The 22659-nt window shown below is 41.2% G+C and carries 24 protein-coding genes and 2 tRNA genes; 11 read left to right on the forward strand and 15 right to left on the reverse strand.

Annotated elements, in window-relative coordinates:
• Nucleotides 1–448: 448 nt before the first annotated feature.
• From VB118_01150 to VB118_01165, 4 genes are all read right to left on the reverse strand, one after another.
• Nucleotides 449–1855 carry a helix-turn-helix transcriptional regulator gene (locus VB118_01150; protein ID MEA4831207.1) on the reverse strand — a complete coding sequence of 469 codons (1407 nt, stop codon included), beginning with the start codon at nucleotides 1853–1855 and terminating at the stop codon, nucleotides 449–451.
• A 49-nt stretch (nucleotides 1856–1904) separates the two neighbouring features.
• Nucleotides 1905–4022, reverse strand: coding sequence for a toprim domain-containing protein (locus tag VB118_01155; GenBank protein ID MEA4831208.1), 2118 nt, complete (start codon nucleotides 4020–4022; stop codon nucleotides 1905–1907).
• Between the two features lie 159 nt (nucleotides 4023–4181).
• On the reverse strand, nucleotides 4182–5114 hold the full coding sequence (gene fba, locus VB118_01160) for a class II fructose-1,6-bisphosphate aldolase (GenBank protein ID MEA4831209.1): 933 nt from the start codon (nucleotides 5112–5114) through the stop codon (nucleotides 4182–4184).
• 27 nt (nucleotides 5115–5141) lie between these two features.
• Complete coding sequence (locus VB118_01165; GenBank protein MEA4831210.1) at nucleotides 5142–5315, reverse strand: LPXTG cell wall anchor domain-containing protein; 174 nt, start codon at nucleotides 5313–5315, stop codon at nucleotides 5142–5144.
• A gap of 610 nt (nucleotides 5316–5925) precedes the next feature.
• Between VB118_01165 and VB118_01170 the strand changes: the two genes are divergently transcribed.
• The 11 genes from VB118_01170 (at nucleotide 5926) to VB118_01220 (ending at nucleotide 16407) form a co-directional block, all read left to right on the forward strand.
• Nucleotides 5926–7110, forward strand: coding sequence for a phosphoglycerate kinase (locus tag VB118_01170; protein ID MEA4831211.1), 1185 nt, complete (start codon nucleotides 5926–5928; stop codon nucleotides 7108–7110).
• A gap of 31 nt (nucleotides 7111–7141) precedes the next feature.
• Nucleotides 7142–7894 (forward strand): triose-phosphate isomerase, encoded by a 753-nt coding sequence (gene tpiA, locus VB118_01175; protein ID MEA4831212.1) that lies wholly within the window; start codon nucleotides 7142–7144, stop codon nucleotides 7892–7894.
• Nucleotides 7895–8013: 119 nt separating this feature from the next.
• Nucleotides 8014–8091 (forward strand) — tRNA-Arg (locus tag VB118_01180).
• 316 nt (nucleotides 8092–8407) lie between these two features.
• Nucleotides 8408–10615: a hypothetical protein gene (locus VB118_01185; protein MEA4831213.1), complete on the forward strand. Its 2208-nt coding sequence runs from the start codon at nucleotides 8408–8410 to the stop codon at nucleotides 10613–10615.
• 272 nt (nucleotides 10616–10887) lie between these two features.
• Nucleotides 10888–11292 (forward strand): hypothetical protein, encoded by a 405-nt coding sequence (locus VB118_01190; GenBank protein ID MEA4831214.1) that lies wholly within the window; start codon nucleotides 10888–10890, stop codon nucleotides 11290–11292.
• An 80-nt stretch (nucleotides 11293–11372) separates the two neighbouring features.
• The gene (locus VB118_01195; protein MEA4831215.1) at nucleotides 11373–11654 is read left to right on the forward strand and encodes a hypothetical protein; all 282 of its coding nucleotides are present in this window, start codon (nucleotides 11373–11375) and stop codon (nucleotides 11652–11654) included.
• Nucleotides 11655–11963: 309 nt separating this feature from the next.
• Nucleotides 11964–12368 (forward strand): hypothetical protein, encoded by a 405-nt coding sequence (locus tag VB118_01200; GenBank protein ID MEA4831216.1) that lies wholly within the window; start codon nucleotides 11964–11966, stop codon nucleotides 12366–12368.
• An 85-nt stretch (nucleotides 12369–12453) separates the two neighbouring features.
• A complete protein-coding gene (locus tag VB118_01205; GenBank protein ID MEA4831217.1) occupies nucleotides 12454–14664 on the forward strand; it encodes a hypothetical protein in 2211 nt (736 codons plus the stop codon).
• 3 nt (nucleotides 14665–14667) lie between these two features.
• Nucleotides 14668–15537 carry an ABC transporter ATP-binding protein gene (locus tag VB118_01210; protein MEA4831218.1) on the forward strand — a complete coding sequence of 290 codons (870 nt, stop codon included), beginning with the start codon at nucleotides 14668–14670 and terminating at the stop codon, nucleotides 15535–15537.
• Nucleotides 15534–16169, forward strand: coding sequence for a hypothetical protein (locus VB118_01215; protein ID MEA4831219.1), 636 nt, complete (start codon nucleotides 15534–15536; stop codon nucleotides 16167–16169). Before VB118_01210 ends, VB118_01215 begins: the two co-directional genes overlap by 4 nt.
• Before the next feature lie 162 nt (nucleotides 16170–16331).
• Nucleotides 16332–16407 (forward strand) — tRNA-Ala (locus VB118_01220).
• A gap of 42 nt (nucleotides 16408–16449) precedes the next feature.
• Here VB118_01220 and VB118_01225 read toward each other — a convergent pair.
• The 11 genes from VB118_01225 to VB118_01275 all read right to left on the reverse strand — a co-directional run bounded on the left by VB118_01225 (nucleotide 16450) and on the right by VB118_01275 (nucleotide 22639).
• Nucleotides 16450–16674 carry a helix-turn-helix transcriptional regulator gene (locus VB118_01225; GenBank protein MEA4831220.1) on the reverse strand — a complete coding sequence of 75 codons (225 nt, stop codon included), beginning with the start codon at nucleotides 16672–16674 and terminating at the stop codon, nucleotides 16450–16452.
• A 10-nt stretch (nucleotides 16675–16684) separates the two neighbouring features.
• The gene (locus VB118_01230; protein ID MEA4831221.1) at nucleotides 16685–17164 is read right to left on the reverse strand and encodes a DUF2975 domain-containing protein; all 480 of its coding nucleotides are present in this window, start codon (nucleotides 17162–17164) and stop codon (nucleotides 16685–16687) included.
• A 317-nt stretch (nucleotides 17165–17481) separates the two neighbouring features.
• Nucleotides 17482–18531, reverse strand: coding sequence for a crosslink repair DNA glycosylase YcaQ family protein (locus tag VB118_01235; GenBank protein MEA4831222.1), 1050 nt, complete (start codon nucleotides 18529–18531; stop codon nucleotides 17482–17484).
• Nucleotides 18532–18557: 26 nt separating this feature from the next.
• Complete coding sequence (locus tag VB118_01240; protein MEA4831223.1) at nucleotides 18558–19436, reverse strand: AAA family ATPase; 879 nt, start codon at nucleotides 19434–19436, stop codon at nucleotides 18558–18560.
• 103 nt (nucleotides 19437–19539) lie between these two features.
• A complete protein-coding gene (locus VB118_01245) occupies nucleotides 19540–20334 on the reverse strand; it encodes a class I SAM-dependent methyltransferase (GenBank protein MEA4831224.1) in 795 nt (264 codons plus the stop codon).
• Nucleotides 20334–20606 (reverse strand): hypothetical protein, encoded by a 273-nt coding sequence (locus VB118_01250; protein MEA4831225.1) that lies wholly within the window; start codon nucleotides 20604–20606, stop codon nucleotides 20334–20336. Before VB118_01250 ends, VB118_01245 begins: the two co-directional genes overlap by 1 nt.
• Nucleotides 20607–20608: 2 nt before the next feature.
• Nucleotides 20609–21010, reverse strand: a complete 402-nt coding sequence (locus tag VB118_01255) for a hypothetical protein (protein MEA4831226.1) — start codon at nucleotides 21008–21010, stop codon at nucleotides 20609–20611.
• Entirely contained in the window at nucleotides 20941–21423 is a 483-nt protein-coding gene (locus tag VB118_01260; GenBank protein MEA4831227.1) for a hypothetical protein, read from the reverse strand. Before VB118_01260 ends, VB118_01255 begins: the two co-directional genes overlap by 70 nt.
• Nucleotides 21424–21469: 46 nt before the next feature.
• On the reverse strand, nucleotides 21470–21832 hold the full coding sequence (locus VB118_01265) for a Type 1 glutamine amidotransferase-like domain-containing protein (GenBank protein ID MEA4831228.1): 363 nt from the start codon (nucleotides 21830–21832) through the stop codon (nucleotides 21470–21472).
• 6 nt (nucleotides 21833–21838) lie between these two features.
• Entirely contained in the window at nucleotides 21839–22057 is a 219-nt protein-coding gene (locus tag VB118_01270) for a hypothetical protein (protein ID MEA4831229.1), read from the reverse strand.
• Between the two features lie 105 nt (nucleotides 22058–22162).
• Nucleotides 22163–22639, reverse strand: coding sequence for an NUDIX domain-containing protein (locus tag VB118_01275; protein MEA4831230.1), 477 nt, complete (start codon nucleotides 22637–22639; stop codon nucleotides 22163–22165).
• Between the last annotated feature and the right edge of the window lie 20 nt (nucleotides 22640–22659).

Here is a 22659-nt window from a genome sequence, read left to right on the forward strand (position 1 = left end):
TATTATTAATGCAAAGATATTATATTGTATTTACATAGTTCATGAGTGCCATTAGCCTATATATCCGGCATTTATGGCTCGTAAAGATATCATATAATGCTATGTTCTTGCAATATAACGATTACGTTAAAACTTACTATAATATAATATTCGAAATCGTATCGTATTGTTACTTGTAAACTCCGGCATATTGTCGACAGCAGCCTACTTGATTTACATAAAAAATGGCTGAAGCAAAAATAGTCAGAAAAAAGAGCCGTTGACTACAATTTAGTAGTACAAACGACCCTGTTTTTTGAAAAGATGCAGTATGAAACAGCAAATTGCTGAGAGTTGAAATTCCGATATTCTAATAAATAATTGCATTTACGAGAGAAAAGCTTATGATTCTTTTATGGACTGTGATTATGCCCGGCAAACAGACAGCTCATGATAACAGAACAACTGCCTAAATCAATTCTCTGAACATTAAAAGCAGCTCGGTTTTACTGTTTATATTCAGTTTCCTGTAAAGACTCGTTCCGTATGTATTCGCTGTGGAATATGCTATGCCCATCGTAGCGGATATCTGCCTGAGAGTATAGCCTCCGAGCATCAGTCTGCATACCTCCTTTTCCTTCGGCGACAGTTTAAATTCCGCGAGCTTTTCATCAAGCCTGGTGCCGTGTGTCACATCGGGACGGTTAAGGTCATCCATGCACTCGGCATTATAAAGCTTTGATGAAAACATAGGCGATATAAAAACTAAAATCATTGTGATAATAATAGAAATTAATGCAATATGCAAAAATGAAGATGATTCGTAACTGTTCTTTAATAATAAGAGCAGGATGAATCCGGACATATAGCCCGCGCCGGAAATAGCCGCGCCAATACGGTAAAATATTACACTGGAAAACTTTTTAGACATTATGCCGCTTATATAATAAATTGTTATCATACCCGACGCATAAGCAGCTCCGAAAAGGAATGAGCTTACGTAAGCAAATGATAAAGCGTTTTTATATATTATTGCCATTACAGAGCCGAGTGAAATCAAAAAAAACGAAATGTTCACTCCGTAACACATGCTTAAGCCGGCAAATCGTCTAAGAACATATGTAATTAACGCTCCAAGAATAATTCCGGCTAAGTAATATGCAGCCAGACTCTTTCCGGTCGACAACTCAAGATTTTTAAATATAAAAGGCACGGTTATATCATTCAGAAAATATACTGCGAATACAAGCAGCATACTTGAATAAGCCGAGAGCGGAATTATTACATTTATATCTCCCACAGTTTCTATGGAACGCCACGCAATAAAAAAGGCGCATATTATCAGAATTACCAGAACCAAACCGGCGCAAAGCTTGAATACTATCGTATTTCCGATACATGAGATGATATAATATACCATTTTTGACATTATAACTCCAAAAAATATGGCATAGAATTTCTCGGAATTATTCAGAATCATAAAATAAGAGAATCCGAAGCATGCAAACAAATGCCCTGTTGCGACAGCGCACGGGATCAAAATATATAAATATATAATTTCCAATTTAAAAAACAGAGTCGCAATCAACGCTATCAGCAAGATAAATGCGCTTGCCGGAGCAAGCTTTGTATATGCTCTGCCGTCAAAAAAGCAGATAACCAATACTGCCGAAACGAGATATATAATTACAAACAGCTTATTAGCCTGAATTCCGAGCATCATTTGTCTTGGCTCAATCCCGTATCCCGGCATCCATACCAAATAAATCCATATGAAAACTGATATCCACCCGATAAAACGCGGCAAATTGTATAAAGTGATTTTTTTAATTGATATACTTCCGCATTTTTTTACGTCAGATATAATATTAGTCATAACATGAGCACCTTGTTAAAGGGCTTAATGAAAAGTCCCGCTTTTTATATTAGATATCGGCCATGGAGACATAACGGTATCCGTTTTCGGCGATAAAGCGTTTTCTGCCCTGTATATCGTCGCCGAGGAGCACATTAAACATTTTAAATGTTTTATCCTCGTCCTCAGGCATAATTTTAATAAGTCTGCGCGACTCCGGATTCATGGTCGTCTGCCACATCATTTGCGGCTCGTTCTCACCAAGACCTTTTGAGCGCTGAACCGTATATTTCACATTTCCGAGTTGTGTAATAATCTTAGTTTTTTCCTTCTCATCATACGCGAACATGATCTTATCTTTAACTGCGATTTCATAAAGCGGAGATTCGGCAATAAATGTCTTTCCTTCACGAATAAGCGTAGGAAGAAGGCGGTAAAGCATTGTAAGGATAAGAGTTCTGATTTGATATCCGTCCTCATCGGCATCGGTGCATATGATGATTTTATTCCATTTCAATGTTTTTATGTCGAACTGTTCCAGCTCCTTATGGGATTTGGAGCGTATTTCAACTCCGCATCCGATGACCTTTAAAAGATCGACAATTATATCGTTTTTAAATATTTTATCATATGAGGATTTTAAGCAGTTTAACGTTTTACCCCTGACCGGCATAATAGCCTGAAATTCGGCGTTCCGCGCCAGCTTGCAGGAGCCGAGCGCGCTGTCTCCCTCGACTATGAACAATTCGCGTATTGAGGCATCCCTGCTGCGGCAGTTGGCGAATTTCTCTACGCGATTGGATATGTCGAGCGTTGAGGAAAGCTTCTTTTTGAGATTTATTCTCATCACTTCCGCATTTTCACGGCTGCGTTTATTTATCATGACCTGTGTGGCTATTCGTTCTGCATCTGCGGGATTTTCCGCGAAATATACCTCTAGCCGACGCAGAAAAAATTCAGTCATGGCTTTCTCTATAAAAGCGTTGTTTATTGCTTTTTTTGTTTGATTTTCGTATGAGGTTTTATTTGAAAAGCTGCTTATTATGAGGACAAGGCTTTCCTCGATATCGGAAAAGCTGATTTTCTGATCGCTTTTCGAATATTTATTATTTTGCTTCAGATAATTGTCAACAGCTTTTGTAAAGGACGAACGTACCGCCTTTTCCGGAGAGCCGCCGTGCTCGAGAAAACTGGAATTGTGATAGTATTCTATGCGTGAAACAGCGCTGGAAAAACAGAATACAGCTTCTATCATCACAGAGTATTCTTCCTGATCCTCCCGGTCGCGTCCCACGCGCTCCGTCGTTGCGTATACGGGAAGAGTAAGCGTGCGTCCTCCGGTTGCTTTTGATGTTTTCGACGGCTTTTTTCCGCTTTCAGTATCGGTATCGTCGTCGGTATCCTGTTCGGAATAATCATCGGTATTTTGATCTTCCGTACCGGGGACGGCATCTCCGGTTATCTCCTTGATATAATCGATTATTCCATTTTTATAATAATAACTTTCTTTGAAAACTCGTTCGCCGCTTTCCGCCGGCTTAAGATAGCTGCCTTGATTTGACTGATGTTCATATATAAGTTCAATGGTTATACCACGGTTTATAAAAGCCTGTCTTTTGAGAACATCGGTGAAATACTCAAGCGGTATATCGATATCGGTAAAAACCTCAATGTCCGGCTTCCATTTGACAATGGTCCCGGAGTGCCTTTTATTGAGCGGTTCTTTTCTGAGCTTGCCACTGACTGCGCCTTTTTTGAATGAAATCGAATATTTTATATCATCGCGGCAGGAAACGACTTCCATGTATTCGCTTGTGCATTGAGTGGCGCAAGCGCCGAGACCGTTTGTGCCGAGGGTGTATGTTTTCTGATTATTATTATACTTTCCTCCGGCATACAGCTCACAATATACCAGATCCCAGTTATAGCGTTTTTCATTCTCATTCCAATCAAGCGGCACTCCGCGTCCGAAGTCCTCGACGGATATGCTTTTGTCGGCATTATATCTGACAATGACGCGATTGCCGAAGCCCTGGCGTTCTTCGTCGAGTGAGTTTGAAAGTATTTCAAAAAAAGCATGTTCACATCCCTCAAGTCCGTCGGAGCCGAGCATGACAGCCGGACGTTTTCTGATTCTGTCCGCTCCTTTAAGGCTGACTATGCTTTCGTTTGTATATTCTTCGGCCATTTTATATGAATTCCCCTGTCTATGGATTTTTGCGTTAATATGAACACTTTTGCATGATACGTCTGAATATAAATTTGCCTGCGCATAAGCATAAGCAAGGCGCAGGCGCAAGCAAATTATATATCGGTGAATATTTCGAAATTATTAAAAGCCGTATAATTATCCGAGCTTGTTTTCGCTGCCGAGCACGCAGGTAATCTTGTGCTTGACAAGTTCCTTTACATTGGCGCGCGCAACGCTGAGATAGGTTCTCGGGTCGAACGCGTCAGGCTGTTCGAGCATGACTTGACGGATGCCGGCGGTAAACGCGAGACGTATATCACTGTCTATGTTGATTTTGCAAACAGCCATTGAGGCGGCCTTTCTGAGCATATCCTCGGGAACGCCTTTGGCATCGCCGAGCTTTCCACCGCATGAGTTAATGATTTTGACGTATTCCTGCGAAACGCTTGAGGCGCCGTGAAGAACTATCGGGAATTCGGGCAGACGGCGTGAAACCTCTTCAAGGATGTCAAATCTGAGACGGGCTTCGCCTTTGAATTTGTATGCGCCGTGGCTCGTGCCGATGGCAATGGCAAGCGAATCCACGCCGGTTTTGTTTACAAATTCCTCAACCTCGGAGGGATCGGTATACATGGCGTCGTCCGCGTGAACCTTAACTTCATCTTCGATTCCTGCAAGCTTGCCGAGCTCTCCCTCGACAGTGACATTTCTCGAGTGAGCGTATTCGACCACTTTTTTTGTAAGAGCAATGTTTTCTTCAAATTTAAATTTCGATCCGTCGATCATAACAGAGGAAAAGCCGTTGTCGATGCAGGCTTTGCAGATCTCAAAATCCGCGCCGTGATCAAGGTGAAGCGCAAAGGTGATGTCTGTATCCTTTTCTACCGCGGATGCGAGCGCCATGAGGTATTCGGCCTTGGCGTATTTTCTGGCTCCGGCGGATACCTGAAGAATAACCGGAGAACGAAGCTCGTCCGCCGCCTCGGTTATCGCCTGAATTATCTCCATGTTGTTGATGTTGAAAGCGCCGACTGCATATCCTCCGCGATATGCGTCATTAAGCATTTTTTTTGTGTTTACAAGTGACATTGATTTCTCCCGACTTATTTATTTATTTTATCTTTTTTTAAATCTGCTGACAATAATAAAAGCGATCACGCAGACAATCATTATCCCGAGAATCCACATGATTCCCTCGTCTCCGGTCTGCGGAGGAGGCGCAGTCACCTGGGTAAGGGTCAATACTTCTGCAATTTCGGTGCCTTCCATGATCATATTGATTTCCGGCATTTTCAAATTCCGGCATACATTGCCACTACATGCAGCAGTTGCCCGCGTCCTTTCAAAAAAATCAGCTTCACAATATACTGAATATTATACATCAAATGTAAATCCGCGTCAATATCTCAGCGGTATTAATTGAAATATGTTTGATATAATTTTATAAATAATAGTTTATATTATTATTTAATTATGTAATAAAGGCTTGAATGTCTTTAAAATTTCAATACTTACGCATGTTTCTCAACCTGCGTTTAATTTTATTTTAGCAATCAAAATCTCATGATCGGAGACTCCGGTTTCGACGGCTTTTACAATAATAATTGTTTCATACAAGAGTAAAGTCAATATACCAGAGTCGTTAATCGAGCGGCAGTAATTTAAATGCCGCAGCAGTAAATCAAACTTCACCAGTGATTAAGTCTCCTGATTTATGGGAAGATTCGTACTGATATTATTATATCACCACACATAAAAACCCGCAATGATAAAACCGACAAAATAAAAAGGAGCAAAATAAAAGAAATTGTGAAAATTATAACAGATATAACTCTTGATTATTTTGTGACTTTATGATAAAATGAATATTATAGTAAATTTAGGAAAGGTAAGAACTTGTATGTTCAATAAAAAGTCAATCGAAGACATTTCCGTTAAAGACAAACGTGTGCTTGTCAGATGCGATTTTAATGTACCTCTTGAAAACGGCGTCATCACAGACGCAAAACGCATCGTCGAAGCGCTTCCCACGATAAAATATCTCAGCGAACACGGAGCAAAGGTTATTCTCTGCAGCCATCTTGGCAGACCCAAAGGAGAATTCAATCCCGCCTTTTCGCTTAAACCGATAGCGGATAAACTCACGCAGCTTCTTGGTAGGGAAGTGGTGCTCGCCGCCGATGTCATAGGTCCAGACGCGAAGGCAAAGGCCGCCGCGCTGAAATCCGGAGATATCATGCTGATAGAAAACGTCCGTTTCCATAAAGAAGAAGAAAAGAACGATCCCGCATTCGCAAAAGAGCTCGCTTCCTTCGCGGACATATACGTAAACGACGCTTTCGGCACAGCGCACCGCGCTCATGCATCTACAGCCGGCGTCGCCGATTATCTGCCCGCCGTCTGCGGATATCTTATTCAGAAAGAAATCAGGATTATGGGCGGCGCGCTCGATAATCCGGAGCATCCTTTCGTCGCCATTCTCGGAGGCGCAAAGGTTTCCGATAAGATAGGCGTCATCAACAATCTTCTCGAAAAAGTCGATACTATTATAATCGGCGGAGCCATGGCTTATACTTTCGTCAAAGCAAAGGGCGGAAAAATAGGCATTTCGCTCAATGAACCCGACAAATTCGAGCTCGCTCTTGAGTTGCTTAAAAAAGCCGAAACAAAGGGCGTTAAATTTCTTCTCCCTATCGACAATAAGGCTACTACCGCTTTTTCCAACGACACGCCTTCGATAATCTGCAAGGTTGACAATATCCCGGATAATTATGAAGGACTTGATATAGGACCCGAAACCATAAAGCTGTTCTCCGACGCAGTCAAAGACGCTAAAACCGTCATCTGGAACGGTCCGATGGGCGTATGCGAATTCTCCAACTATGAGGCCGGCACGCGTGCCATTGCCGAAGCGGTTGCGGATTCCGGAGCGGTCTCCATCATCGGCGGAGGAGATTCCGCGGCAGCGGTAGAAAAGCTCGGATTTGCCGACAGAATCACGCATATAAGCACAGGCGGCGGAGCCTCTCTCGAATTTCTTGAAGGTCTTGAGCTGCCCGGAATAGCCTGCCTACAAAACAAATAAGATAAATTATTAAGAAAAGATCGGTATCAAAATGGGAAAATATATTATCGCCGGAAACTGGAAAATGAACAAAACTCCGTCAGAGGCGCGTGCTCTCGCGGCTGAAATAGCTAAAAGATATCCGTCCGCGTCATGCGAGGTGGTTTTATGCGTTCCGTTCGTCGACCTTTTTGCCATTCGCGAAGCGGTTTCCGGAACATCGGTGCGTATAGGCGCACAAAACGTACATTGGGCCAAATCCGGAGCGTTCACAGGTGAAATATCCGCCGATATGCTTGTGGAATGCGGCGTCGAATATGTGGTAATAGGACACAGCGAACGCAGGCAGTATTTCGGTGAAACAGATAAAACAGTAAACGACCGCCTTACCGCGGCGCTTGCGGCCGGACTTAAGGTTATTCTTTGTGTAGGAGAAACCGAGGCGCACCGTGACGCCGGCGAAACCGAAACCGTTGTCAAGAACCAGGTAGTACGCGATCTCGAAGGAGTGGGCGCGGATGCAATGAAATCCGTCGTCATCGCATATGAGCCGGTATGGGCCATCGGCACGGGTCGCACGGCGACCGACGATCAGGCCGAGGAAGTTTGCGCGCTTATCAGAGGAATCATTTCCGGAATTTACGGAAAAGAAAGCGCAGAAGAGCTTACCATTCAATACGGCGGCTCCATGAACGCGAAAAACGCGAAGGGTTTGCTGTCCATGCCAAATATTGACGGCGGACTTATCGGCGGCGCGTCATTGAAGCCGGATGATTTCGGCGTTATAATCGAAGCGGCAAAATAATTTAATTTATTGTAATTAATGGTCCTTTTGAAAAAAGCTTAAGAATTCTTGAATGTTTTACTTAAAGTTTTTCCGATTCCGTTCCGCGATCTAAACCGATATCGGAACGGAATATATATGTGCCCGTAGCGCAGTCCGGATAGCGCGATAGACTCCGACTCTATAGGTCACAGGTTCGAATCCTGCCGGGCATACCAAAAACTCCCCAGCTTTGATACAATCGTATTGAAGCTGGGGAATTTTTATATACAGGAGCGTACAGTTCACGCCCTCCGGTCTCAGCCATAATTAACCATATGAAAAGATATGACATTTCAATTTCTTGTGTAATAATAAATCATAAACTTAAGTATATGTATTGACAAATTTTTAAATCGGCACTATAATTAAGCAAAATATTACATTTACTATTCTAATGGTATTATTATGAAATTCTTTTGGATTCATCAAATTCGAAGCGTACGGTCGGATTTGTTATCCATGCTTCGCAGTAGCGATTGAGAGGAGACAAGCGTGAGAAAATTCCTTCTTATAGTTCGCATGTACATACAGGCTTTCACCAGAAGAAAAGTGTGGATGAGCTTTCTTTGCTTCGGAGTAATATTTACGCTGGGCTGTTATTTGTTAGTTTACGATCATGAATATCTACTTGCGTTACCCCAAACCTGTTATGGTCAGATCATACTTACGCTGGTTTTCATGATGATGGGCATAGAACTGATAAGAGAACAGCGGCGGGAGCATCTGAATGATATTATGGCCGCTTATTCCAAAACATCCGGTCTTATTCCCTGGGCTCAGGTGCTTGCTATCGGTTTTATTGACCTTCTGATGATGCTTGTGATTATGGCGGGATGCTATATCCGCATGGTGAAGGATGGAGCCCCGGCTTTATGGATAGAACAGTCATTAGCCTATATCGCGTTACTGTATTTTCTCCCCTGCCTGATCTCAGGCGTTTGGGGGCTATTAATTTCTCAATGGAATAAAGGCAAAAGCGTTTATCTGCCGGCTGTTCTTGTCTGGGTGCTTACCTCATCATTATTCAGTACATACCTCGTTGATTATACCAGGTCAATAACGTATAACAGCGGCGGATTTTTCTTTAACGCGCTCAATATGGGCATGAATAACTTTCATATTTCCGATAATGTATCGACAGGTGCGCCGATTGAGCTTCCCCGGTGGATTGTCCGCATTGGGATCGCAGTGCTATTGATCGCTCTTTTTCAATGCAATAATAACAGGTGCTTTGCTTCCACACGCAGACAAAAGCGGAACGCGGGAATCATTACTGCCTCTGTCGCCGTTTGTGGAATTGCTATGATGACGTTTTTTTACTATAACTATTCAGTTTTCTTTACGCGTTTTGCCGATCCTATGGACAGGGATGATTATGTTTACGACAAAAATTATGAGTATATTCCGGGAGAATCGGTAAGCCTGGTTGATTACCCTTCGAAAAAAAATATTACTCTTGTAAAAACGGATATCGATCTCTCCTGCACTACTCAGGGAATAAAAGCCGAAGTCACTATAGAAGCCGTCATGGATGCGGATGCAGACGGTCAGGGCTTTATGTTATATTCCGATTTCAATGTCGATGATGTTAAGGTGGACGGGAAAACTGCCGAATTTGAAAGAAGTAACGATGTATTGATAGTGCGCTTTCCAAATGCAAAAAAAGCGGGTTATAAAGTCACTTTTGTATTCCGTTATCATGGATACAGCCTGCCGTGCTTTCCGGCAAATGAAACCACGGTGCAATTAAATCGTTCTTTCCCATGGATACCCTGGCCGGGGATAAAGACGGCAATTGAAAACAACAATTTCTATGAGCCATCCGAAAAATTCTTTATTGAGGACTGGCAATGTGGAGATGAAGTTCATTATACTCTGCGGTATAAGGGCCCGGGAAATTTATACACCAATTTGGAAAAGCAGGGAAATAATTTATATAAAGGCTCCTCAGATAACGGAATTTCGCTGTATTCCGGCATGGTTCACTATAATCACCGGGATGTAGATATATATGTACCTGCCGGTTTATACCAGGATGCCATTGACGCTGTCGACGGTTTACTGGATGCTTATGATCCTTTGCTGGAGCTGTGCGAAAGGATGGAAACTCCCATAAAACCAGTAAAGCCGCGTTCCATTGGAGTCGCAAAAATTACAACCCCTTTTATCAGTCATTTTACATCGCGCCAGGAGCTTTATACCCGAAATGACGAATGGGAATACCGGTTGTACGGCGACTCAATTGATATTGCATATTATAGACGTGATTATGCGAATTCACTTGAAGCTTATCAAGCATCAAAAGAAGTAAGCGCAGAGTATGCTGTTTCTTACCTTACGAACCCCTGCGTAGGTTATCCCATCGATGTTTCATATCCGTCCACAAGTAATTTCGCTTCCTGGCTCAGCTTTTATTTACTTGCGCCTAAATTAGATGATTATAATTTCAAATCTAAATCTGATATGTTGATAAATTTTGGTTGCGGAAACGCCGATATGAAATATGTCGACAATAAGTTAGTAGTTGAAACCACGCTGACAAATGAAGAAGAAGGATGGATAAGCGGAATACTTGACAGAATGCGATCAAAAGAGAACTTTGACGAGACCTTTAAAGCTTTGTATCACCGTTTATTAAATAAAGAAGCAATTACAGCATCCGATATCGTATCTGCACTATATCATCATCAAGGAGAGTGAATTATGGATATATACAGGAGCGTACAGTTCACGCCCTCCGGTCTCAACCATAATAAACCATATGAAAAGATATGACATTTCAATTTCTTGTGTAATAATAAATCATAAATTTAATTAAATGTATTGACAAATTTTTAAATCGGCACTATAATTAAGCAAAATATTACATTTACTATTCTAATGGTATTATTATGAAATTCTTTTGGATTCATCAAATTCGAAGCGTACGGTCGGATTTGTTTTGGATTAAAAAAATAAACAGGAGAAATATCATGAAGAAAAAACTTAAGCTCAGGATTACCGTTTTCGCTACATGCATATTGTTGATGTTCCTGATGGTTACATCAGCTTTGGCAACAATTTATCAATCTACAGCACAAGTAAGTATTGGTTACGCTGCAAAAGCGGTAGGCTCAAAACAATCGCTAAGCACAGATCAACTAAGGGGCATAGTAGTAAGTTATAGTACATCAACTGGAAGTGATCCTTTGTATGGAGCAATGTGTACAAGAGGTGACATTTGGATTCATACGAGAGATTCCGCTAATGTTTCCCCAGGATGTTCAGTTTATTTGCTTTGGGATAACCCAAACAGACTGACAGGAACCTTTTGGGCAGAAGCCACAGCTACTGGTGGCAACCATAATGGGTATTGCACTGCCTATCAAGATCGCTAAATAATTTTCTTTAATCGGTTAAGCACGCTCCGCGGCAGCGATTTTTCCGTTGCCACGGAACGTTTAGAGAGGAGACAAGCATGAGCAAATTCCTTCTTTTAGTTCGCATGTACATACAGGCTTTCACCAGAAGAAAGGTATGGATGAGCCTTCTTTTCTTCGGAGTAATATTTACTCTTGGCTGTTATTTGTTAGTTTACGATCATGAATATCTTCTAGCTTTACCCCAAACCTGTTATGGTCAGATCATATTTACGCTGGTTTTCATGATGATGGGCATAGAACTGATAAGAGAACAGCGGCGAGAACATCTGAATGATATTGTGGCTGCTTATTCCAAAAGATCCGGTCTTATCCCCTAGGCTCAGGTGCTTGCTATCGGTTTAAAGGAGAGTGAATTATGGATATATACGGGGCGCACAATTCACGCCCTCCGGTCTCAACCATAATAAACCATAAGAAAAGATATGCCATTTCAATTTCTTGTGTAAAAATAAATCATAATTTTAAATAAATGTATTGACAAATTTTTTAATCTGCATTATAATTAAGAAAAATATTACATTTACTATTCTAATGGTAATATTGTGCAATTCTTTTGAATTCATCAAATTCGAAGCGTACGGTCGGATTTGTTTTGGATTAAATATAAAATAAACAGGAGAAATATCATGAAGAAAAAACTTAAGATCAGGATCACCGTTTTCGCTACATGCGCATTGTTAATGTTCCTGATGGTTACATCAGCTTTGGCATTAACAGTTGAATCGCCAGCTAGTGTTCGTATTGGTTCAACTTCAAAAGTAGTAGGACCTATCCAAACTCTAACCAAAGCTTCACTCACAGGTCATGTAGTAAGTTATAGTACATCAACTGGAAGTCGTTCTATGTATGGCGCTATGGTTACTCGAGGTTCTGTATGGATTTATACAAGAGATTCCGCTTCTGTTTCCCCAGGATGTGCTGTTTATGATTTAGCTTGGGATAATGGATCTTATACCGGAACTTTCTGGGCGGAAGCCATAGCCGAAAATGGCAATCATAATGGTGATTGTACTATTTATCAGGATCATTAATAATTCAAAGCTTTAAATCGGTTTAGCACGTTCCGCGGCAGCGGTTTAGTTCCGTTGCCGCGGAACGTTCAGAGAGGAGACAAGCGTGAGAAAATTCCTTCTTATAGTTCGCATGTACATACAGGCTTTCACTAGAAGAAAGGTGTGGATGAGCTTTCTTTGCTTCGGAGTAATATTTACGCTGGGCTGTTATTTGTATGTTTACGATCATGAATATATTCTTGCTATGCTTGAGACCTGTTATGGTCAGATCATACTTACGCTGGTTTTCATGATGATGGGCATAGAACTGATAAGAGAACAGCGGCGGGAGCATCTGAATGATATTATGGCCGCTTATTCCAAAAGACCCGGTTTTATTCCCTGGGCTCAGGTGCTTGCTATCGGTTTTATTGACCTTCTGATGACGCTTGTGATTATGGCGGTATGCTATATCCGCATGATACTAGATAACGCCCCGGCTTTGTGGATAGAACAGTCATTAGCCTATATTGCGTTACTGTATTTTCTGCCCTGCCTGATCTTAGGCATTTGGGGGCTATTAATTTCTCAATGGAATAAAGGCAAAAGCGTTTATCTGCCAGCTATTCTTGTCTGGGTGCTTACCTCTTCATTGTTCAGTACATACCTTGTCGATTATATCAGGTCAATAACCCAAAACAGCGGCGGGCTTTTCTTAAACGCGCTGAATATGGGCATGAATAACTTTCATATTTTCGATAATGTATCGACAGGTGCGCCGATCGAGCTTCCCCGGTGGATTGTCCGCATCGGGATCGCGGTGCTATTGATCGCTCTTTTTCAATGCAATAATAGCAGAAGCTTTGCTTCCACACGCAAACAAAAGCGGAACGCGGGAATCATGACTGCCTCTGTCGCCGTTTATGGCATCGCAATGATGACATTTTTTTACCATAACTATTCCGTTTTCTTTACGCGGTTTGCCGATCCTATGGATAGAATTGCATATGTCTGGAGCAAACATGTCGATTATATTCCTGGTAAATCGGTAAGTCTGGGCGATTTCCCTTCAGAAAAAAATATTACGCTTGTAAAAACGGATATCGATCTCTCCTGTACCACTCAGGGAATAAAAGCCGAAGTCATTATAGAAGCCGTCATGGATGCTGATGCAGATGGTCAGAGCTTTATGCTGTATTCCGATCTCAATGTCGATGATGTCCGGGTGGACGGGAAAACTACCGAATTTGAAAGAAGCAACGATGGGCTAATGGTTCACTTTCCCAATGCAAAAAAAGCGGGAGATAAGGTCACCTTTGTATTCCGTTATCATGGATACAGCCTGCCGTGTTTTCCGGCTAATGAAACCACGGTGCAATTAAATCGTTCTTTCCCATGGATACCTTGGCCGGGGATAAAGACTGCAACTAAATACGGCAATTATTATAAATACGACGAATCCGAAGAATTCTTTATAGAGGACTGGCAGCGCGGAGATAAAGTTCAATATACTCTGCGGTATAAGGGCCCGGGAAATTCATACACTAACTTAGAGAAACAGGGAGATAATATATATATAGGATCCTCACACAACGGAATTTCGCTGTATTCCGGTATGGTTCACTATAATCACCGGGATGTAGATATATATTTACCTGCCGGTTTATACCAGGATGCCATTGACGCTGTCGACGGTTTACTGGACGCCTATGATCCTTTGCTGGAGCTGTGCGAAAGGATGGAAACTCTTATAAAACCGGTAAAGCCGCAGTTTATTACGGTCATGAAAATGCGTTGCCCTGGAATAAGTTCATTTGTATCTCCACAGGAGCTCTATTCACGTGATGACGAATGGGAACTCCGATTAAAAAACGACTCAATTAATATTGCAGATTATATGCGTAATTATGCAGATTCCCTTGAAGCATATCAAGCATCAAAAGAGATAAGAGTGAGGTTGGCTGTTTCTTACCTTATGAACCCCTGCGTAGGTTATCCCATAGATGTTTCGCATCCATCCACAAGTAATTTTGCTGCCTGGCTCAGCTTTTATATACTTGCGCCTGTATTGGATGACAGCGATTTTAAATATTATTCAGATATGCTGAGAGAGCAAAATTCCGGAAATGGCAGAGAAACCATCAACGGTGCGTTTGTGGATGAAATCCCGCTGACAAAGGAAGAAGAAGGATGGATAAGCGGAATACTTGACAGAATGCGATCAAAAGAGAACTTTGACGAGACCTTTAAGGCCTTGTATCACCGTTTATTAAATAAAGAAGCAATTACAGCATCCGATATCGTATCTGCACTATATCATCATCAAGGAGAGTGAATTATGGATATTATAATAAAAAATTTATCTAAGTCCTACGGAAGAGTGTGTGCGCTTTCCGACGTTAATCTGTCGATAACTCCCGGCATTCACGGGTTATTAGGCCCAAACGGAGCAGGCAAAACAACCTTGATGCGCATTCTGGCAACAATACTTGCTTATGACGAGGGAGAAATCAAATGGGGAGATGCTTTCACCTGGAAGCATCCAATGGCTATCAAGGGCAAGGTAGGATATCTGCCCCAGCAATTCGGTATGTATAGATATTTAAGAGTTGAGGAAGCCCTCCGGAACGTGGCATTGCTAAAAAATATACCGAAAGCACAGGAAAAAGAACACGTTGAACGGGCGATGGAACGAACCAATTTAACTGAATATGCCAAACGCAAGGTCGGTCAGCTTTCCGGGGGTATGCTGCGGCGTTTAGGCATAGCTCAGGCCATTCTCGGTGAACCATCTTTATTAATTATGGATGAACCGTCCGTGGGATTAGACCCGAAGGAGCGAATTAATTTCCGGAAATTAATCAGGGAATATGATAACGGCGAACGGGTAATACTCATTTCCAGCCATATTGTGACAGATGTTGAGAGCTTATGTGAAAAGGTATCCATTATGAACCTGGGCAAGGTGCTTGTAAGCGGCAGTATGCCGGAAATTCAGGCAAAAGCCGGTCATCACGTAAAAGAAGAAATTATGAGCGAAGAAGCAATGAAAGAGTTGGAGAATACGCATACGGTAATCAATTTCACCCCTGTTGATTCCGGATACCGCGTACGATATTTGACGGACGACGATACGCAGGAGAACGCAATAAACTCCACCCTTGAAGACAGCTATACATACATCATTCAAAGGAACCAAACGTTATGAGGCGGATTTACAGAGAAACAGCCTATGACCTCAAAGAACCAGGTGTTCATATATGGATAATACCTCTGACAGCGTTGGCGTTTATCGTATTGACATATTTTTTGCAAAAAAATATGAACATTGATGTACTGACGCTTTCGCTGCTCGAAGTTCTTATTCCATCCCTGGGAGGTTACGGAACAATAATGCTTATGCAAGGCTTATTGGATACGGAAGGCGGAGAATTGGGTTTCGCATATCCAAGATCATATCTTTACTGGGGATTAATACGGCAATTTCGATTTTTCATTTTACATTCTATTTTGACAGCCGCCGTGTGTGAAGCCTTGGCATTGATATTACATGTCGATTTTCTGTCGCTCTTTTACCTCACCGTGATTCAAAGCTTTGCGGTGATGGCAGTGTCTTTTTTAGGCGTTATCGCGGGAAAGAAAGTCAGCATCGGTTTAATTGTATTAATTGCTTTTATCGGAATTCAGCTTACGCTTGGTCGCGAATATAATATCTTTAATCGGATTTATATTATAAACGGAGCAATTCCTTCACATGAACAGCTTAATTCCGTTTTATATAATTCCCTCTTTATCGGCGTTTTCGGATGGGGAATCGGTCAGGTTTGGCTGCGTCCATAAAATTATCATTCAAAAGTAAAAAGCTCCGTCAGACGACGGAGCTTTTTTTATTATGCATATAATTGCCGTTTAATAATACCATTAGACGACACATATAAAAAATGAATTTCTTTCATTTCTATATTGACAAACATAAGCTGCTTTGATATAATTTACGCATTCGGGGGTATAGCTCAGTTGGGAGAGCGCTTGAATGGCATTCAAGAGGTCATGGGTTCGACTCCCACTATCTCCACCAAAGGCCATGAAACTGTAATAGTTTCATGGCCTTTTTTGCTGGTCATTTCATCGCGTTCCTTTGTCTATATTCCAAAATGTCTCCGGGCTGGCAGTCCAGCGCAGCGCACAGCTTCGACAAGGTTGAAATCTTCAGCGCCTTTGCTTTTCCGTTTTTCAGGATGGAAATATTAGTGATGGTGATGCCAACTCGTTCCGCCAACTCTGTGACGCTCATTTTGCGTTTGGCAAGCATAACGTCGATATTAAATATTATCTCATCTTCCATGTAGTTCTCCTCATATCGTCAGGTCGCTTTGTTCCTGAAGCTCCGCGGCTTTTCTTACAAGATGGGACAGAGCGGCGGAAACAGAGGAGATTGCAATCCCAACGACCAGAACGATCAGTGACATCAGCACAATTCCCGGATGGTTCATGTTGAGAAGTAAATATACAATGTTCATTGCAAAGAAAAACTCTGAGTCGGCCACGGCTAATATGGCAATTCGTTTCAACAGTTTTGCGTTCTCCAAGGAAAAAGAGCGGTTCATACCAATGCTTCCGGCAATCCTCCACCCAAACGCCAGTGCAACATAGCAAGGGATTCCCGTAACCCCGATTAGAATCATCCATGGAAGATAACAATACGCGAATTCCGGATACTCCGCAGCCAACATTTGTCCACAGGATGGGATAACACACACATAGACAAACAATCCGCTTAAACCGACAACTATGATAATCCATTTCAACCACTTTGACAGTGATGACTGATTCATAAGCAAGACCTTCTTTCTATTCATCATTATAGCCATTATAGCATTACGCTGTTCGTATGTCAACTATTATTTGTCGTAATACGATAATTATTAGTTGTTATTCAGCGCATGTAAAATCATCTGAAGATACTGAAAGTCATTTAACGAACATGGAGGTGATCTCATTGCAAGCATTCTAAATTATCACCATAATCACCGCCGGATCAATCATGTTCTGCGTGATCGGCTTTTATTTCTTCTCGCTCATTATCACCACATAATTGCCGTCAGAAAGTCTTGAAATAAAGGCTTTTTAACGGCAATTTTATTACCAGTAATTAACTTATCCATTCCACCCGTTTCAGCGAAGCCCACGTTTTTTCAGCTTCGGAAATTATAGCTTTTTTGTCCTTTTCACATACCGAGCCAAACAACTCGACGGAAAGCCTGCCATTTTTATTTTTCCATTTGCCTACGACATTCCCGTGAAGCAGCACGGCAGGCATGACAATGCCGGCAAGATTGAATATTCCTCTTATGTACTCCTGCGGCAGGTAAAGGCTCTCGGCTTTTTGATAACCGAGCATCAGCTGATCAAATCCTGCCAGCAGAATACAATCGGGTATATCTTTATCGTATGACTTACCGTTTTCAATATAATAATAGGTTTTGCCACCGCACTCCACAGATCTCACCGGAAGTTTATCAAGCAAATCGATCACCTGTGCTTTTGTCGAGTGAAAAAAATACATAGCGTCTTTCACCGTAGCCGGAGCGAAATCAGCAAAATACCGCCGAGCCATTTCAAGCTTTGCTTCGTCCTCCTGTATCGGTTTGAACGGCAAACAGAGTTTAAAAGCTTTCTTCTCCTGCACAACATGGCACATGAACCCGCGCTCGCACAGATCGCGTATTCCGCCACCCCATTGATCGAACATGCTGTCCTCTTCAACCTGTGTCATACCCGCTATACGGCAGATTTCTTTCAATTCTTCGCGTGAACGAGAAGTGTTTATAAGTGAGTCAAGAATAATATTCGAAAAATATTTCTGTCTTTCAGGTGTAAGTGTCCACTGCTGGGTTATATGGTGAACATAGCCGTGCCATTCGTCAAGAAGATAGCTTTTTCCGTTGTCACAATGCTTGAACAGCGGTAAATCATCCTCGGCAAAAACATGTACCGTACCGCGCACTGTCCAATTTTTCACAAGTCCGTCAGATAAGGTATCCGGCGAATAGTCAAGACAGCGTATCCTCATCGAATGCATCGCATTCGCCATGAACTGCGCCTGAAAGCCGAGCAGATCACGCGCGACCGTCAATCTGTCCGTAGGAATTATCAAATATTGATTTGTAAGTTGCCGAAGCTTTATTTCATCGGTGGTCATTTTACACCTCGATCACTTCTTTATAACTAAAATTCGTCTCTGTGCTTTTCGAAAAAATCATGATACATCCGCACATTTTCAAGCTCCGTCCATTGCCTGGTACGCACCGGGACCGAATCCAGATCGTATATTCTCGCTTCTTTGACAGAAAGCAGAAACGGCGAATGCGTAGATATAAAAAACTGACAGCCAAAAAAGCGCGCCGAATCCTCGATGAATTTGATAAGCTCAATCTGAAGCTTTACGGACAGACTGTTTTCAGGCTCGTCGAGAAAATATAATGCGTTTTCTTTGATCTCCTGCGTGAAATAGGCAAAGGCGCTCTCGCCGTTTGACTTACCGTTGATATTCTCAGGCAGACGGCGGCTTACATAAGCGGATTTCGTCTTATGCTTTGCTTCATTTATACGCTTCAGCTCTTCATAATCCGCAAGTGATTTCAGATGGTAATGCAGCGGCTTATTTGTTTCCGTATATTCGTCAAATAATTTCTCACGCCTGTCATCGACGCCTTCATTTAGTGCGCGTATATTTAAAAGGTAATCGAAAACATTGTCGCTTGTTATTATTTTACTGCCGCGCGGCGGTTTTTTTCCGAAAACAAGTTCGTAATCACAGAAATTCAGATAATCTTCAAAAAAAGGCGTGTTGTTAAACGGAGCGCTGCGTTCAAGACCGAGTTTTTGAGCCACTATGTTCATCAACGTCGATTTGCCTGAGCCGTTTCCTCCGTATAAAATTGTGATCTGCGAAAAATCGAGCTTCCGCAGACGCTTCTGCGGAAATATTTTAAATGGGTATACGTTGTCCGAATAGCATTGCATTGTCATTTTATGATTGAAAGACAAAATAAAACCGACTTCCGCATCATCGGATGCAAGCGTAAATGATTCGATATATTTCATTATAAATAATTACCTCTTTGAGAATGAAAAGGCAATGGGCTTTTCTTTCTTATAAAACAATATTATTTAAATTCCGTTTAATAATAACCGTGTAATAACGGACTTATACCTTCCTTGCTTTTATAATAAACGATAACGGTAACTTTTTCGCTTTCCATTCGGAATAATATGTTGATGAAAATTCGCAGTCACGGCTTAATGTTTCTTTATCAGTTTCTTCGACAAGCTGTTCCACCATAAGACCTGCTTTTGAAAGTGCACTTATGTAATCAGATAGACGTCTGTTATATAGTGTGAGTGAATAACCGCTTTCTTTGTCGTGATTGAAATTGCTGCGATTAGCAGACTTTCCAATGTCCTTTTTAAAAGTAAAGGGTTCTTTTTCATAATATCTGCCCGAAAAGACAAGCTGTTCATCCACCGCATCTATACAGTGCATAAAGGGATGATCCCATGAAAAAATGAAAATTCCGTCTTTTTTTAAGTATGAGGATATCAAATTAAAAGTCATATGAATATCGACCGTCCAACCAATGGCATAGATAGAGTAAACAACGTCAAAATAGTTTTGCGGCAGTCCGGGATTTTGCTCCATCGGCGAATTGTAAAGCCGAGGTGTGTATCCGTTTTCCGCAAGAAATCCGGTTGCGTTTTCTATTTGCTTTGTAGATAAATCAAGTCCCCATAATTCGGCTACACCGTGATCACCGCACCATTTGAGAGAATGACCGCTGCCGCAACCGATATCCAGCACTTTTTTACCTTGTAATTTTGGAAAAAGATGCAATTCATTCTCCGTGGGACATAAACAACCGTAAGTTGGCAATGCTGTAACACCGAAAAAAGAATCTGCTATTGCATCCCAGCTTGATTTGTTTTGTTTTAAAATACCATTCATTATTGTTTTCCTCCGGAAGCAGCTAATTTACCATCAAGCCAAATCGGCATTCCAAGCGCTTTTATTTCCGCGATTTTTTCTTTCTGATTTTGTACGGGTAAATTTTCAAGGCGGATATTAAAAACAAACGAAATACCGTGTTGGCCCTGTTTAGGCCTTACATACATATAAAAACCGTTATCCACCATTTCTATGTGTTCGGCATTGCCGAATAAACTGATATAAAAATTTGCTCCGTCATCTATATATCTGATAATTTGTTGTTTATCCATTTTCAGCTCTCCTTACTCATATCGAAATATAGTCTGCCATCTTTGTCGTTCACATAAGGCATTCGCTTTCTTATATATGCATATTCGGGGTATTGGGATAATGTGTTGCGGAGTATGCACAGTAAAACCGGGTGAATGGTTTTATCGTGTTCACTGTTCATCACGCAGCTTTTGTTTGTCAGCCAGTTGAGTATTTCAGATTTATATTTTTCAATTTCAGGTTTGGCGATTTCAAACGGCAGCTCGGACAGGCAGAGCCAATAATACCATAAAGCTCCGCTGTTGCATTTTTTCTTATCCTTGATTTGCGGAGTTATTTTAACTATTAATTTTTTTATCCATTCAATATTATCAGGAGCTGTTGTTGCAGAAATCGTAGTACAGGTAACGCAGTGTGATAACACTCGCCTTGCACACAATAGTTACTGTAACAGGTTGTTTTTAATCTTTCAATACTTCGGTTTACCATATTATTTACATCATCATCATATGGTGCAAACAACCATAACAACCGTATTATTTCAAGCTCATATGCGTTTGCGGATAGAATATGTGTTTTCGGTGACATCGGTATTACCGTTTGATATTTCTTTCCGTCATTATACGGTGGTATAAAATAAATCGGATACATATGACCGCCGCCGTCTTTATCGCAATTATTTGAGTATTTTACACCATTATAAAAGCTCTGCTTCATCTGCTCGTTACTCTGCGCCGCTATGAGCTGACGAACAATATTCTGTTTTTGCGGCTCTGTAAGCTCACCGCCCTTGATAAGAAAGTGATTTGTTTTAATCATCAATTCATATGCGGTCATGGCTAAACTCCTGTCTTAATCATCATATTAAATTTCATTATCAATCTCATGGGAGCTGATCATCGACTGTTATTGAATTATCATTAGTCAGCGCATAAACTCTATACCTGCCTTCAGCTTCCAACTGCTGTAAATGTTCTTTTCTGCTGTCAGAGTAATGGCAGATTAAAATGCCGTCAAACAGTCCAAGACCATTAAAATCAATTATTCCGGGTGTGTTATTGTCATATCGCATGACATGTATAATGTTTTTTGATGCTATATGAGCGCCGGCGCTCCCGCCGATATATACAGCACCATTCCTGACATATTTTATTATTTCCTGATCAAAGCCACACTTTTTTATTCTGTCGAAAGTGGCAAAAGTATTTCCGCCGCTTATATATATTGCGTCTATATCCAGATCAATAAATTTTCATGAATCATAATAGTTGAAAACATATATATTTTCACGGGTGAACCCAAACTCCGCAAGACGCAGATAATATTTTTCACTTTCAATTGCCTCACGTGTAGCTTTTTCATTTGGAAAATACAATACTCTGCAATTTTGTATATTCATTCCTAAATTATCTATAATACACTGATTTGAATAAGCATTTCCGAAGTCACACGATGAAAGGATCAATTTCATGACTTTATTCCTGTCTTTATCGTCATATTAAATATAAATATTAATTTTCCGGGAACGATTCTTCTCGAAACCATCTTAAAAGTTTCACTGCTCAAAAACCTTAGCTCATAATGCAGCCCAAGTGACTATATTACTCTCTTTATTGACTGTTCCGACATATACCTCATTATCTTCCGGATTACTAAGCCAATGTAATACTATTTGTGTTACTACCAAGGACATAGCTTTTTTTGTGATATCTGCAATATCGACCCAATGCAGCGTTCCTTCATTACAGGACGGTAAAACATACTCATTTATCATATCACCGAAATAACAATACCCAATTTGAATTTCATTGTTAATAATCTGATATGTTATATACTTCAGCCGAAGATTTTTAATCATATGATTTGTGATGCCTGTTTCTTCAAATAATTCACGATAACAGGTTGCTTCAGGATCGTTGAGCTCCTGCGGTTTCATATGACCGCCAATACACGACCAGACATTCGGAGCAAGCTTTTTATCTTTATTACGGTGAATCAGTAACGTTTTCCCGTCTTTTATCAAGAACACACCTGCCATAACCCGTGTTTTCATTTATATTACCATATCTTTCA

It is taken from the genome of Oscillospiraceae bacterium (assembly GCA_034925865.1).
GTDB lineage: Bacteria > Bacillota > Clostridia > Oscillospirales > SIG627 > SIG704.